This is a genomic window from Arthrobacter sp. P1_B11 (assembly GCF_056406715.1).
The window spans coordinates 47,100-58,437 of the sequence record NZ_JBFTZQ010000017.1 but is presented as its reverse complement, the minus strand read 5'-3'; the positions used below and the strand labels follow the sequence as shown (position 1 = coordinate 58,437).

The 11,338-nt window shown below is 61.0% G+C and carries 20 protein-coding genes; 19 read left to right on the top strand and 1 reads right to left on the bottom strand.

Annotated features, from left to right (window positions below; genetic code table 11):
• The first annotated feature begins 63 nt into the window (after positions 1 to 63).
• A complete protein-coding gene (locus tag AC1D14_RS14460; RefSeq protein WP_476876073.1) occupies positions 64 to 189 on the top strand; it encodes a hypothetical protein in 126 nt (41 codons plus the stop codon).
• A 14-nt stretch (positions 190 to 203) separates the two neighbouring features.
• Here the strand turns inward: AC1D14_RS14460 and AC1D14_RS14455 are convergent, their stop codons facing one another.
• Positions 204 to 1,652, bottom strand: a complete 1,449-nt coding sequence (locus tag AC1D14_RS14455) for a GH1 family beta-glucosidase (protein ID WP_476968685.1) — start codon at positions 1,650 to 1,652, stop codon at positions 204 to 206.
• 418 nt (positions 1,653 to 2,070) lie between these two features.
• Between AC1D14_RS14455 and rpsJ the strand changes: the two genes are divergently transcribed.
• From rpsJ to rpsE, 18 genes are all read left to right on the top strand, one after another.
• Positions 2,071 to 2,379, top strand: a complete 309-nt coding sequence (gene rpsJ, locus AC1D14_RS14450) for a 30S ribosomal protein S10 (RefSeq protein WP_038464699.1) — start codon at positions 2,071 to 2,073, stop codon at positions 2,377 to 2,379.
• A 17-nt stretch (positions 2,380 to 2,396) separates the two neighbouring features.
• Positions 2,397 to 3,047 carry a 50S ribosomal protein L3 gene (gene rplC / locus AC1D14_RS14445; RefSeq protein ID WP_056626643.1) on the top strand — a complete coding sequence of 217 codons (651 nt, stop codon included), beginning with the start codon at positions 2,397 to 2,399 and terminating at the stop codon, positions 3,045 to 3,047.
• Between the two features lie 4 nt (positions 3,048 to 3,051).
• The gene (rplD, locus tag AC1D14_RS14440; RefSeq protein ID WP_230118107.1) at positions 3,052 to 3,672 is read left to right on the top strand and encodes a 50S ribosomal protein L4; all 621 of its coding nucleotides are present in this window, start codon (positions 3,052 to 3,054) and stop codon (positions 3,670 to 3,672) included.
• Positions 3,669 to 3,974 (top strand): 50S ribosomal protein L23, encoded by a 306-nt coding sequence (rplW, locus tag AC1D14_RS14435; protein ID WP_230118108.1) that lies wholly within the window; start codon positions 3,669 to 3,671, stop codon positions 3,972 to 3,974. Before rplD ends, rplW begins: the two co-directional genes overlap by 4 nt.
• A gap of 29 nt (positions 3,975 to 4,003) precedes the next feature.
• On the top strand, positions 4,004 to 4,843 hold the full coding sequence (rplB, locus tag AC1D14_RS14430) for a 50S ribosomal protein L2 (protein WP_078027238.1): 840 nt from the start codon (positions 4,004 to 4,006) through the stop codon (positions 4,841 to 4,843).
• A gap of 12 nt (positions 4,844 to 4,855) precedes the next feature.
• A complete protein-coding gene (rpsS, locus tag AC1D14_RS14425; RefSeq protein WP_011692805.1) occupies positions 4,856 to 5,137 on the top strand; it encodes a 30S ribosomal protein S19 in 282 nt (93 codons plus the stop codon).
• A 38-nt stretch (positions 5,138 to 5,175) separates the two neighbouring features.
• On the top strand, positions 5,176 to 5,541 hold the full coding sequence (gene rplV / locus AC1D14_RS14420) for a 50S ribosomal protein L22 (RefSeq protein ID WP_003803798.1): 366 nt from the start codon (positions 5,176 to 5,178) through the stop codon (positions 5,539 to 5,541).
• Entirely contained in the window at positions 5,542 to 6,387 is an 846-nt protein-coding gene (gene rpsC, locus AC1D14_RS14415) for a 30S ribosomal protein S3 (protein ID WP_230118109.1), read from the top strand.
• On the top strand, positions 6,388 to 6,804 hold the full coding sequence (gene rplP / locus AC1D14_RS14410) for a 50S ribosomal protein L16 (protein ID WP_013601829.1): 417 nt from the start codon (positions 6,388 to 6,390) through the stop codon (positions 6,802 to 6,804). It abuts the gene before it with no gap.
• A 2-nt stretch (positions 6,805 to 6,806) separates the two neighbouring features.
• Entirely contained in the window at positions 6,807 to 7,136 is a 330-nt protein-coding gene (gene rpmC / locus AC1D14_RS14405) for a 50S ribosomal protein L29 (protein ID WP_290369733.1), read from the top strand.
• Entirely contained in the window at positions 7,133 to 7,441 is a 309-nt protein-coding gene (rpsQ, locus tag AC1D14_RS14400) for a 30S ribosomal protein S17 (protein WP_230118110.1), read from the top strand. Before rpmC ends, rpsQ begins: the two co-directional genes overlap by 4 nt.
• A 434-nt stretch (positions 7,442 to 7,875) precedes the next feature.
• Entirely contained in the window at positions 7,876 to 8,244 is a 369-nt protein-coding gene (gene rplN, locus AC1D14_RS14395; protein WP_024366126.1) for a 50S ribosomal protein L14, read from the top strand.
• A 3-nt stretch (positions 8,245 to 8,247) separates the two neighbouring features.
• Positions 8,248 to 8,607, top strand: coding sequence for a 50S ribosomal protein L24 (gene rplX, locus AC1D14_RS14390; RefSeq protein ID WP_230118111.1), 360 nt, complete (start codon positions 8,248 to 8,250; stop codon positions 8,605 to 8,607).
• Positions 8,607 to 9,188: a 50S ribosomal protein L5 gene (gene rplE / locus AC1D14_RS14385; RefSeq protein WP_230118112.1), complete on the top strand. Its 582-nt coding sequence runs from the start codon at positions 8,607 to 8,609 to the stop codon at positions 9,186 to 9,188. The genes rplX and rplE overlap by 1 nt, the downstream gene beginning before the upstream one ends.
• Positions 9,189 to 9,270: 82 nt before the next feature.
• Positions 9,271 to 9,669, top strand: coding sequence for a 30S ribosomal protein S8 (rpsH, locus tag AC1D14_RS14380; RefSeq protein ID WP_230118113.1), 399 nt, complete (start codon positions 9,271 to 9,273; stop codon positions 9,667 to 9,669).
• 18 nt (positions 9,670 to 9,687) lie between these two features.
• The gene (gene rplF / locus AC1D14_RS14375) at positions 9,688 to 10,224 is read left to right on the top strand and encodes a 50S ribosomal protein L6 (RefSeq protein WP_230118114.1); all 537 of its coding nucleotides are present in this window, start codon (positions 9,688 to 9,690) and stop codon (positions 10,222 to 10,224) included.
• A 2-nt stretch (positions 10,225 to 10,226) separates the two neighbouring features.
• A complete protein-coding gene (gene rplR / locus AC1D14_RS14370; protein WP_011692796.1) occupies positions 10,227 to 10,610 on the top strand; it encodes a 50S ribosomal protein L18 in 384 nt (127 codons plus the stop codon).
• Positions 10,607 to 11,335, top strand: coding sequence for a 30S ribosomal protein S5 (rpsE, locus tag AC1D14_RS14365; RefSeq protein WP_214968822.1), 729 nt, complete (start codon positions 10,607 to 10,609; stop codon positions 11,333 to 11,335). Before rplR ends, rpsE begins: the two co-directional genes overlap by 4 nt.
• The last annotated feature ends 3 nt before the right edge of the window (positions 11,336 to 11,338 follow it).

Sequence of the window (11,338 nt, the reverse complement as noted above, 5' to 3'; positions counted from 1 at the left end):
GGACGGACTGGCTGACTGCGTGATGTGCCCTGCTATCGTTGCTGAAAAGAGAGGTGGCACATCATGGGATGGCTTATTTTCCTGATCGTGGCTGTAATCGTTGTTGCCGGTGTGTTCTGGGCCAAGAAGCATTTCCGCAACGAGATTGACCGCGCAAAGCGCATCAACCGCGCAAACAAGAACCAGTAACCCGCGGCGGTTCCTCAGGCGAGCGCTTTCCGCGCCCGGCTGAGCGCCTGAAGCCAGTAGAAGGACTTCTTGGGGGTGCGCTTGAGCGTGTCAAAGTCCACGTGGACCAGGCCGAAACGCTGGGAGTACCCGGCCGCCCACTCGAAGTTGTCCATCAGGGTCCAGACGTAATAGCCCAGCAGTTCCACATCGTGTGCAATACCGCCGGGGGCGGTGGAAACCATGGCCTGGTGCAGATGGTGGGCCAGATAGTCGATGCGCCTGGCATCCGCGATGGGACCAGTGACGTGCTCCGGCTCCGGGAAGCTTGCGCCGCTTTCTGTGATGTACAGCGGCGGCAGCGCAGCCCCGTACCGGTCTTTGAGTTCACGCAGCAGGATTCCCAGATGCTCGGGCGCAACCGGCCAGCCGAAGCCCGTGGTGTCGTATTCCGGGAAGGCCGCCAGATGGAACGGCATGCGGGCCATGGCGTCCGCGGTTCCGGCCGGGGTGTCTGCGGGACCCTGCCCGGTGGCAACCTTCACGGGGTAGTAGTAGTTCACCCCATAGAAGTCGAGAGGCTGGCTGATGAGGCGGAGGTCGTCGTCGGACGCTTTGGTCAGGGATCTGAACCAGGGCCTGGCTGCGGCCGGAGGTTTCGGGTAGCGGCCCAGGAGGATGGGGTCGGCGTAAACCCTGTTGAGGACCAGGTCAAACACCCTCGCCAGCAGCCGGTCGGTCAGTTTCCGCGACGCCGGGCGCACGGGCGAATGCAGGTTGGTGACACCGATGCCACCGGCGACACCCGCCGCCCGGAGCGCCTGGACGGCAAGCCCGTGGCCCAGCAGTTGGTTGTGAACGGAGGGCAAGGCGTCCAACAGCAGATCCCGGCCGGGCGCGTGAACGCCCAGGGCATAGCCGTTCAGGGTCACGGACACAGGCTCGTTCAGTGTGACCCACTGCGCCACGCGGTCGCCGAGCCGTCCGCCGGCGGCCGCGGCATATTCCGCGAAGTGCTCCGCCGTGGCACGGTTCATCCAGCCCCCGCTGTGTTCGAGGGGGAGCGGAGTATCCCAGTGGTAGAGGGTGGCCATGGGGGAGATGCCGGCGGCCAGCAGCTGGTCGATCAGCCTGTCGTAAAAATCCAGGCCGTGCGAATTGATGGCGCCCCGCCCGTCGGGCTGGATCCGCGGCCAGGAAAGGGAGAAGCGGTAGGAGTCGATGCCCAGTTCCCGCATGAGGGCCACGTCTTCGGGCGCGCGGTTGTAATGGTCGCAGGCCACTGCAGGGGAGTGCCCGTCAACGATGTTCCCGGGTTTTTCGGCGAAAGCGTCCCAGCCGGACGGTCCTCGGCCGTCGGCGGCCAGGGAGCCCTCGATCTGAAACGCTGCTGCAGCCACCCCCAGGGTGAAACCGGGTCTGAGCCGCCCCGCGAGATCCTGAACCGAAGCGGTGTTTACGGCGTCAGCATTCTGCACGGCCATTCACCTATCATCCATTCGAAGATTGCCGAAGGCAATGACCGCCTGGGGAGGCCGTCACCCGCACCGAGGATGTCCGCACGCGGGCCTGACAAGGCCTGATTCGCATCCGGCAGCAAAATCCGGCATACTAGATGAGTTGTTCAAGCGCTTCTTCGCGTCCCGATCCGGATAATGCCGGGTGACAGGGTCCAGGTCGAAGTCCAAACATAACCCACTCCCCATGGAACTGCGGGCTCGCACGCTTCGAAGGTGCGACACGCCCGACCGCGGGGGTCGGTTACGTCGGCAGGTTGAGGAACCCGGATTTATCCGGATTCAGTTTGTGCGGCGGGTGGTAGTTCAGACTTCAAATGCTTCGGCAGCCACATACAACAGGTAAGTAAACAGAGCAGCATTTACTGAAAGAGAGTCAGGCGACATGGCGGGACAAAAAATCCGCATCCGGCTGAAGTCATACGACCACGAGGTCATTGACGTTTCAGCACGGAAGATCGTTGAGACGGTCACGCGCGCAGGCGCAACGGTAGTGGGCCCCGTGCCGCTGCCGACGGAGAAGAACATTTACTGCGTAATCCGCTCTCCCCACAAGTACAAGGACAGCCGCGAGCACTTTGAAATGCGCACGCACAAGCGTCTGATCGACATCATCGACCCCACGCCCAAGGCTGTTGACTCGCTTATGCGTCTCGACCTGCCGGCCGACGTGAACATCGAAATCAAGCTGTAGGGAGGTGCTGAGAGACTATGACCGCAACCCGTAACGTAAAGGGCCTGCTGGGCACGAAGCTCGGCATGACCCAGGTCTGGGACGAGAACAACAAGCTCATCCCCGTCACTGTTGTCCAGGCTGACTCGAACGTCATCACCCAGCTGCGTAACGCAGAGACTGATGGCTACGTCGCCGTTCAGATCGGCTACGGCCAGATCGATCCCCGCAAGGTCACCAAGCCGCTGGCTGGTCACTTTGAAAAGGCAGGCGTCACGCCTCGCCGCCACGTCGTCGAACTGCGCACTGCAGATGCTGACTCTTACGAGCTGGGCCAGGAGCTCTCTGTAGAGCTCTTCGAAGCCGGCCAGAAGATCGACGTTATCGGCACCACCAAGGGTAAGGGCTTCGCCGGTGTTATGAAGCGTCACGGCTTCCACGGCGTTGGAGCTTCCCACGGTGCCCACAAGAACCACCGTAAGCCCGGTTCAATCGGTGGCGCATCCACCCCGAGCCGCGTCTTCAAGGGCATGAAAATGGCCGGCCGCATGGGCGCCGTTCGTCACACCACGCTGAACCTCACTGTTCACGCGGTTGACGTCGAGAAGTCGCTGCTCCTGATCAAGGGTGCCGTCCCCGGCGCCCGCGGCCAGGTCGTACTCGTACGCACCGCCGTGAAGGGAGCCTAGTTCAATGACTAGCACTGTCAAGGTTGACCTGCCCGCAGAGATCTTCGACGTACAGACCAACGTGCCGCTGCTGCACCAGGTCGTCGTTGCACAGCTCGCTGCTGCTCGCCAGGGTACCCACAAGACCAAGACCCGCGCCGAAGTTTCCGGTGCAGGCCGCAAGCCGTTCAAGCAGAAGGGTACCGGCCGCGCCCGTCAGGGTTCCATCCGTGCTCCTCACATGACCGGCGGTGGCGTTGTCCACGGTCCGACTCCTCGCGACTACAGCCAGCGCACCCCCAAGAAGATGATTGCTGCTGCACTTCGCGGCGCACTGTCTGACCGCGCCCGTAACGGACGCATCCACGTCATTGCTGACCTGGTCGCCGGCTCCACGCCGTCCTCCAAGGAAGCACTGGCAACGCTGCGCGGCGTCTCCGAGCGCAAGAACCTGCTCGTTGTCATTGAGCGCGCCAACGATGTTGCTGCACTGTCCGTGCGCAACCTCGAGGAAGTTCACGTTCTGTACGCAGACCAGCTGAACACCTACGACGTTCTCGTTTCTGACGACGTAGTCTTCACCAAGGCTGCCTATGAAGCATTCGTTGCTGACAAGGCTGCAAAGAACGAGGAGGATGCCAAGTGAGCGCAGCCACCATCAAAGACCCGCGCGACGTCGTGCTTGCACCCGTTGTTTCGGAAAAGAGCTACGGCCTGATCGATGAGGGCAAGTACACCTTCCTGGTGGACCCCCGCTCGAACAAGACCGAGATCAAGCTGGCCGTGGAGAAAATTTTCTCCGTCAAGGTCGAATCGATCAACACCATCAACCGTGCCGGTAAGCGCAAGCGCACCAAATTCGGATGGGGTATCCGCAAGAACACCAAGCGTGCGATTGTCACCCTCAAAGAAGGCACTATCGACATCTTCGGCGGTCCGCTCGCGTAGCGGAGACCACTTTAACGAGGAAATAAATTATGGGAATCCGTAAATACAAGCCGACTACCCCGGGCCGTCGCGGCTCGAGCGTAGCTGACTTCACCGAAATCACGCGGTCGACGCCGGAAAAGTCGTTGGTACGTCCGCTGCCCAAAAAGGGTGGCCGTAACAACTCCGGCAAGATCACAACCCGTCACAAGGGTGGTGGACACAAGCGCCAGTACCGTCTGATCGACTTCCGTCGCCACGACAAGGACGGCGTCAACGCCCGCGTTGCCGAAATCGAGTACGATCCGAACCGCACGGCTCGCATCGCCCTCCTGCACTACGTTGATGGCACCAAGCGTTACATCATCGCTCCGAACAAGCTCTCCCAGGGTGACTTCGTAGAGGCCGGTGCCGACGCTGATATCAAGCCCGGCAACAACCTGCCCCTGCGCAACATCCCTGTGGGTACCGTTATCCACGCAGTTGAACTGCGCCCGGGTGGCGGCGCCAAGATGGCACGTTCCGCTGGAGCTTCTGTTCAGCTCGTCGCCAAGGAAGGCCGTTTCGCCCAGCTGCGTCTGCCTTCCGGTGAAATCCGCAACGTTGATGTGCGCTGCCGCGCAACCATCGGCGAGGTCGGCAACGCCGAACAGTCGAACATCAACTGGGGCAAGGCCGGCCGTATGCGCTGGAAGGGCGTCCGCCCGACCGTCCGTGGTGTCGCCATGAACCCGGTTGACCACCCGCACGGTGGTGGCGAGGGTAAGACGTCCGGTGGACGTCACCCCGTCAACCCGAACGGTAAGCGTGAGGGCCGCACCCGCCGCCCGAACAAAGAGAGCGACAAGCTTATTGTGCGTCGTCGTCGTACTGGCAAGAACAAGCGATAGGAGCCTGGACACATGCCACGCAGCCTGAAAAAAGGTCCTTTCGTTGACCAGCACCTCTTTGTGAAGGTGGACAGGGAAAACGAAAAGGGCACCAAGAACGTCATCAAGACCTGGTCCCGCCGCTCGATGATCATCCCCGACATGCTCGGGCACACGATCGCCGTGCACGACGGACGCAAGCACATTCCGGTGTTTGTCACCGAGTCGATGGTCGGGCACAAGCTCGGCGAATTCGCTCCCACGCGGACATTCCGCGGCCATGTCAAGGACGACCGTAAGGGCAAGCGCCGCTAGGCGCCTGCACTTACGTCAAAGACGAGAGAAGGAAAGCAATGGAAGCCAAGGCAATTGCGCGTCACATCCGCGTAACGCCTATGAAGGCCCGGCGCGTCGTCAACCTTGTTCGTGGTAAGCAAGCGAACGAGGCTCTGGCAATTCTGAAGTTTGCCCCCCAGGCAGCTTCAGAGCCGGTATTCAAGGTAGTTCAGTCGGCAATCTCGAACGCCCGGGTCCTCGCGGACCGCGACGGTGTTGCGTTTGACGAAGGTGACCTCATCATCAGCGAAGCGTTTGTTGATGAAGGCCCGACCATGAAGCGGTTCCAGCCGCGTGCTCAGGGTCGTGCATTTCAGATCAAGAAGCGCACGAGCCACATCACCGTGGTAGTCGCTACCCCGGAGAAAGAGGAGGCTCGCTAAGTGGGACAGAAAGTTAACCCGCACGGGTTCCGACTCGGCATCACCACCGATCACGTATCGCACTGGTTTGCTGACAGCACCAAGGCTGGCCAGCGGTACAAGGACTTCGTTCGCGAAGACATCCGTATCCGCCAGCTCATGTCCACGGGCATGGAGCGCGCCGGTATCGCCAAGGTCGAAATCGAGCGCACCCGCGACCGTGTCCGCGTGGATATCCACACGGCACGTCCGGGCATCGTTATCGGCCGCCGCGGCGCAGAAGCAGACCGCATCCGCGGCGAGCTCGAAAAGCTCACCGGCAAGCAGGTCCAGCTGAACATCCTCGAGGTCAAGAACCCCGAGATGGAAGCCCAGCTTGTTGCCCAGGGCGTTGCTGAGCAGCTGACTTCCCGTGTGGCTTTCCGCCGTGCGATGAAGAAGGCCATGCAGTCCGCACAGCGTGCCGGTGCCAAGGGTATCCGTATCGCTTGCTCCGGCCGTCTGGGTGGCGCAGAAATGTCCCGCTCGGAGTTCTACCGCGAAGGCCGTGTGCCCCTGCACACCCTCCGCGCGAACATCGACTACGGCTTCTACGAAGCCAAGACCACCTTCGGCCGCATCGGCGTGAAGGTCTGGATCTACAAGGGTGACGTCACGTCCAAGGAACTGGCTCAGCAGGCAGCTGCTGCTCCGTCCCGTGGACGCGGTGCCAGCGACCGTCCGGGCCGCCCGGGTGGCGCTGACCGTGGTGACCGCCGCCGTCGTACCGACCGTCCGGCAGCCGAAGCAGCTCCTGCTGCTGCAGCTCCGGCAGCCGATGCCGCTTCTGCCGCACCGGCACAGGCAGCAGAAGGAGGACAGGCTTAAATGCTTATCCCACGTCGAGTCAAGCACCGTAAGCAGCACCACCCGGGTCGTTCCGGCGCTGCTACGGGCGGCACCAAGGTCTCCTTCGGTGAGTACGGCATCCAGGCCCTGAGCCCGGCTTACGTAACGAACCGTCAGATCGAGTCTGCCCGTATTGCGATGACCCGCCACATCAAGCGTGGCGGTAAGGTCTGGATCAACATCTACCCGGACCGTCCCCTGACGAAGAAGCCGGCCGAAACCCGCATGGGTTCCGGTAAGGGTTCTCCGGAATGGTGGGTCGCAAACGTCAAGCCGGGCCGGGTTCTCTTTGAGATCTCCGGTGTCGAAGAATCGGTTGCTCGCGAGGCACTGCGCCTGGCAATCCACAAGCTCCCGTTGAAGGCACGCATTCTGCGTCGCGAAGGTGGTGAATAGAAATGGCAGTAGGATCCAAGGAACTTGCATCCGCACAGCTGGACGGTTTCGACAACGAGCGTCTCGTTGAAGAACTCCGTAAGGCTAAGGAAGAGCTGTTCAACCTGCGTTTCCAGTCCGCCACCGGTCAGCTGGAGAACCACGGTCGTCTGCGCGCGGTAAAGAAGGACATCGCACGCATCTACACCGTTCTCCGTGAACGCGAGCTGGGCATTCGTGCCGAGGTTGCCGCGCCTGTTGCGGAAGCCAAGGAAGAAAAGAAGTCCAAGAAGTCCGCAGCGAAGAAGGCCGAAACGCCGGCCGAAGCTGAGACTGAGGAGGACGCCAAGTGAGTGAAAAGGACGAGAACGTGACGGAAACTGTTTCCGCTGCAGCTACGGCTGCTGAGCGCGGTGACCGTAAGACGAAGCGCGGCTACGTGGTCTCGGACAAGATGGAAAAGACCATCGTTGTCCAGGTTGAAGACCGCGTGAAGCACGCCCTTTACGGCAAGGTCATCCGCCGCACCTCGAAGATCAAGGCTCACGACGAAGAGAACACCGCCGGCATCGGCGACCTCGTTCTCCTCGCCGAGACCCGCCCGCTGTCCGCTAGCAAGCGGTGGCGCCTGGTTGAGATCCTCGAAAAGGCCAAGTAACACCTGCAGCTCTCGCCGTAACCGGTGAGGTTTGTCCGGAAACCCCCGTTCCCTTTGGGAGCGGGGGTTTTCCGCGTTTTGGCTGGCGGCAGGCACCGGCCGCCGCCGTCGTCGGTTTAACGGAACCGGCTTAACGGGAGGGCAGCTGCTGTGATATGGGGCTGGGCCCGAAATGTGCTAAGATTTTGAGTTTGTATGGCGCCTTCTGTGCGCCGTCATCAAACCTCGTAAACAATCGTGCCACGGCATAGTGCCCCCTTGCGCTTGGACTGCGTCCGAATCCGCTTGGGAAGCAAATGTTTTTGGCACGGGCGTTTAGGCCTGGTCTGGCAAAATCCAGGCAGGTCAAGAGACACCCCGATCAACCGTTCCGCAAGGCTCATTCCGTAGGAAGATTTTCGGTCTGAGAACCGGCGCGACGCAAGGAGTAAATAGTGATTCAGCAGGAGTCGCGACTCAAGGTCGCCGACAACACGGGTGCTAAGGAAATCCTTACCATTCGCGTTCTCGGTGGATCTGGCCGTCGCTACGCAGGCATTGGCGACGTTATCGTCGCTACCGTCAAGGACGCAATTCCGGGCGGCAACGTAAAGAAGGGCGACGTCGTCAAGGCTGTCATCGTCCGTACCAAGAAGGAACGCCGCCGTGCGGATGGTTCCTATATCAAGTTTGACGAGAACGCGGCCGTGATTCTGAAGGCTGACGGTGACCCTCGCGGTACCCGCATCTTCGGACCGGTTGGTCGTGAACTTCGCGACAAGAAGTTCATGAAGATCGTTTCTCTGGCTCCGGAGGTGCTCTAGTCCATGGCTAAGATCAAAAAGGGTGACCTGGTTCAGGTCATCACTGGCGCCAAGGCTGAGCGCGGCGGCGACCGTGGCAAGCAGGGCAAGGTTCTGCGCGTATTCCCGGAGACCAACCGCGTGTTGGTTGAAGGCATTAACCGCGTAACCAAGCACACCAAGGTCGGTCAGTCGCAGCGCGGCACCAAGACCGGTGGCATCGAGGTCGTAGAAGCTTCGGTCCACATCTCCAACGTGGCTCTGGTTGACCCGTCCACCAAGAAGCCCACTCGCGTAGGTTTCCGCACCGAGACCGTTGAGCGCAATGGCGTGAAGCGTGAAGTGCGCGTACGCGTGGCAAAGAGCTCAGGGAAGGACATCTAATGACTGAGACTCTCGAGACTCCGGCAAGCAAGATCGTTCCTCGTCTGAAGACCAAGTACGCCGATTCCATCAAGAGCACGCTTCTTGAGGAATTCAAGTACGAGAACGTTAACCAGGTTCCCCGTCTGGTCAAGGTTGTTGTGAACATGGGTGTTGGAGATGCCGCCAAGGACTCCAAGCTGATCGACGGCGCTGTCCGCGACCTCACCCTGATCACCGGCCAGAAGCCGCAGGTAACCAAGGCCCGCAAGTCGATCGCACAGTTCAAGCTGCGCGAAGGCATGCCCATCGGTGCACACGCAACCCTGCGTGGCGACCGCATGTGGGAATTCGTGGATCGTCTGGTCACGCTGGCTCTGCCGCGTATCCGTGACTTCCGCGGCCTCAGCGGCAAGCAGTTTGATGGCAACGGCAACTACACCTTCGGTCTGACCGAACAGGTTATGTTCCACGAGATCGACCAGGATTCCATCGACCGCGTTCGCGGTATGGACATCACGGTTGTGACCACTGCCAAGACCGACGACGAAGGCCGCGCGCTGCTCAAGGCGCTTGGTTTCCCGTTCAAAACCGAAGCTTAATTAGCTACGTAAAAGGTCCGGCTGCACTGATCCTGAGGGATCAGCGCGAAGGAAACCGTTACGAGGAAGGGCAAGAGCCCAAATGACAATGACAGATCCTGTCGCAGACATGCTTACGCGTCTGCGCAATGCAAACTCGGCGTACCACGAATCCGTGACTATGCCGTACAGCAAGCTCAAGGCACGCGTTGCTGACATCCTGAAGGCCGAAGGTTACATCGCCTCCTGGAAAGAAGAAGACGCTGAAGTCGGCAAGAAGCTGACCATCGAGCTCAAGTTCGGTCCGAACCGCGAGCGTTCAATCGCCGGTGTTCGTCGTATTTCCAAGCCGGGACTGCGCGTTTACGCAAAGTCCACCAACCTGCCGCACGTGCTCGGTGGCCTGGGTGTCGCAATCCTGTCCACCTCTTCCGGCCTCTTGACTGACAAGCAGGCCGGCAAGAAGGGCGTGGGCGGCGAAGTCCTCGCTTACGTCTGGTAACGGGAAAGGAAGAGAATAATGTCACGTATTGGACGTCTCCCCATCACCGTTCCTGCCGGCGTTGAGGTCAAGGTTGACGGCTCTGTCGTCAGCGTCAAGGGTTCCAAAGGCGAGCTGAGCCACACTGTGGCCAGCCCGATCGAGGTCTCCCTGGTCGAAAGCACCCTGACTGTCGCCCGCCCGAACGACGAGCGCGCCTCCCGTTCACTGCACGGCCTGACCCGCACCCTGATCGCCAACATGATCCAGGGTGTCACCGCAGGCTACGAGAAGAAGCTTGAGATTGTCGGTACCGGTTACCGCGTCCAGGCAAAGGGTTCTGACCTGGAGTTCGCTCTGGGCTACAGCCACCCGGTTAACGTCTCGGCACCGAACGGCATCACCTTTGCAGTTGAGACCCCGACCAAGCTCTCTGTTTCAGGTATCAACAAGCAGCAGGTCGGCGAGGTTGCTGCCAACATTCGCAAGCTGCGGAAGCCGGACCCCTATAAGGGCAAGGGCATTCGCTACGCCGGCGAAGTCATCCGCCGCAAGGTCGGAAAGGCTGGTAAGTAACCATGGCCATCGCAATTAATAAGAAGCGTACGAACAAGAGCAAGTCTGCTTCACGCAGCCGCCGCCAGCTTCGTATCCGCAAGCGCATCTCCGGAACGGCTGTGCGTCCTCGCCTGGTCGTCAACCGCTCCGCACGCCACGTATTCGTCCAGGTTGTCGATGACACCAAGGGCCTGACCGTAGCGAGCGCGTCCACACTTGAAGCCGACCTTCGTGCATTCGACGGTGACAAGACTGCCAAGGCCAAGCGCGTTGGCGAGCTCGTAGCCGAGCGTGCCAAGGCTGCCGGAATCGAAGCTGTTGTCTTCGACCGCGGTGGTAACAAGTACCACGGCCGGATCGCCGCCGTCGCTGACGGTGCACGTGAAGGTGGGCTGTCACTGTGACGGAAGCAAACAAGGAAAAGGACACTGTGTCTGCAGATCAGAAGGCACCTGTTGCCGTAGCTGCTGAGGCCACTGAGACCACTGCCCCCGCAGCTGCCGATGACCGCCGTGGTGGCGCTCGTCGTGGCGAGCGTGGCGACCGTGGCCAGGGCCGCGGCGACCGTGGTGGCCGTGGCGGCCGCGACGGTGGCCGCGAAGCCGAGAAAAGCCAGTTCGTAGAGCGCGTTGTTACCATCAACCGCGTTTCCAAGGTCGTCAAGGGTGGTCGTCGCTTCAGCTTCACCGCACTGGTCGTCGTCGGTGACGGTAACGGTATGGTCGGCGTTGGCTACGGCAAGGCGAAGGAAGTTCCTGCCGCAATCGCGAAGGGCGTAGAAGAGGCCAAGAAGTCCTTCTTCCGCGTTCCCCGCATCGGCAGCACCATCCCGCACCGCGTTCAGGGTGAGGCCGCCGCAGGCGTCGTCATGCTGCGTCCGGCTTCCGCCGGTACTGGTGTTATCGCCGGTGGCCCGGTCCGTGCAGTACTGGAGTGCGTGGGCATCCACGACATCCTCTCCAAGTCGCTCGGTTCCTCCAACGCCATCAACATCGTTCACGCGACCGTTGATGCCCTGAAGCGCCTCGAAGAGCCGGCAGCAGTGGCAGCACGCCGCGGCCTCCCGCTCGATGAGATCGCTCCGCCGGCAATGGTGAAGGCGCTCATGAACCAGAAGGCAGGTGTCTGAGTC

Coding starts and splice junctions, on each gene's coding strand:
- rplR (WP_011692796.1), top strand. CDS start 10,227: ATGGCCATCGCAATTAATAAGAAGCGTACGAACAAGAGCAAGTCTGCT.
- rpsH (WP_230118113.1), top strand. CDS start 9,271: ATGACAATGACAGATCCTGTCGCAGACATGCTTACGCGTCTGCGCAAT.
- AC1D14_RS14460 (WP_476876073.1), top strand. CDS start 64: ATGGGATGGCTTATTTTCCTGATCGTGGCTGTAATCGTTGTTGCCGGT.
- rpsS (WP_011692805.1), top strand. CDS start 4,856: ATGCCACGCAGCCTGAAAAAAGGTCCTTTCGTTGACCAGCACCTCTTT.
- rplF (WP_230118114.1), top strand. CDS start 9,688: ATGTCACGTATTGGACGTCTCCCCATCACCGTTCCTGCCGGCGTTGAG.
- rplC (WP_056626643.1), top strand. CDS start 2,397: ATGACCGCAACCCGTAACGTAAAGGGCCTGCTGGGCACGAAGCTCGGC.
- rplX (WP_230118111.1), top strand. CDS start 8,248: ATGGCTAAGATCAAAAAGGGTGACCTGGTTCAGGTCATCACTGGCGCC.
- rplP (WP_013601829.1), top strand. CDS start 6,388: ATGCTTATCCCACGTCGAGTCAAGCACCGTAAGCAGCACCACCCGGGT.
- AC1D14_RS14455 (WP_476968685.1), bottom strand. CDS start 1,652: ATGGCCGTGCAGAATGCTGACGCCGTAAACACCGCTTCGGTTCAGGAT.
- rplD (WP_230118107.1), top strand. CDS start 3,052: ATGACTAGCACTGTCAAGGTTGACCTGCCCGCAGAGATCTTCGACGTA.
- rplB (WP_078027238.1), top strand. CDS start 4,004: ATGGGAATCCGTAAATACAAGCCGACTACCCCGGGCCGTCGCGGCTCG.
- rplV (WP_003803798.1), top strand. CDS start 5,176: ATGGAAGCCAAGGCAATTGCGCGTCACATCCGCGTAACGCCTATGAAG.
- rplE (WP_230118112.1), top strand. CDS start 8,607: ATGACTGAGACTCTCGAGACTCCGGCAAGCAAGATCGTTCCTCGTCTG.
- rpmC (WP_290369733.1), top strand. CDS start 6,807: ATGGCAGTAGGATCCAAGGAACTTGCATCCGCACAGCTGGACGGTTTC.
- rpsJ (WP_038464699.1), top strand. CDS start 2,071: ATGGCGGGACAAAAAATCCGCATCCGGCTGAAGTCATACGACCACGAG.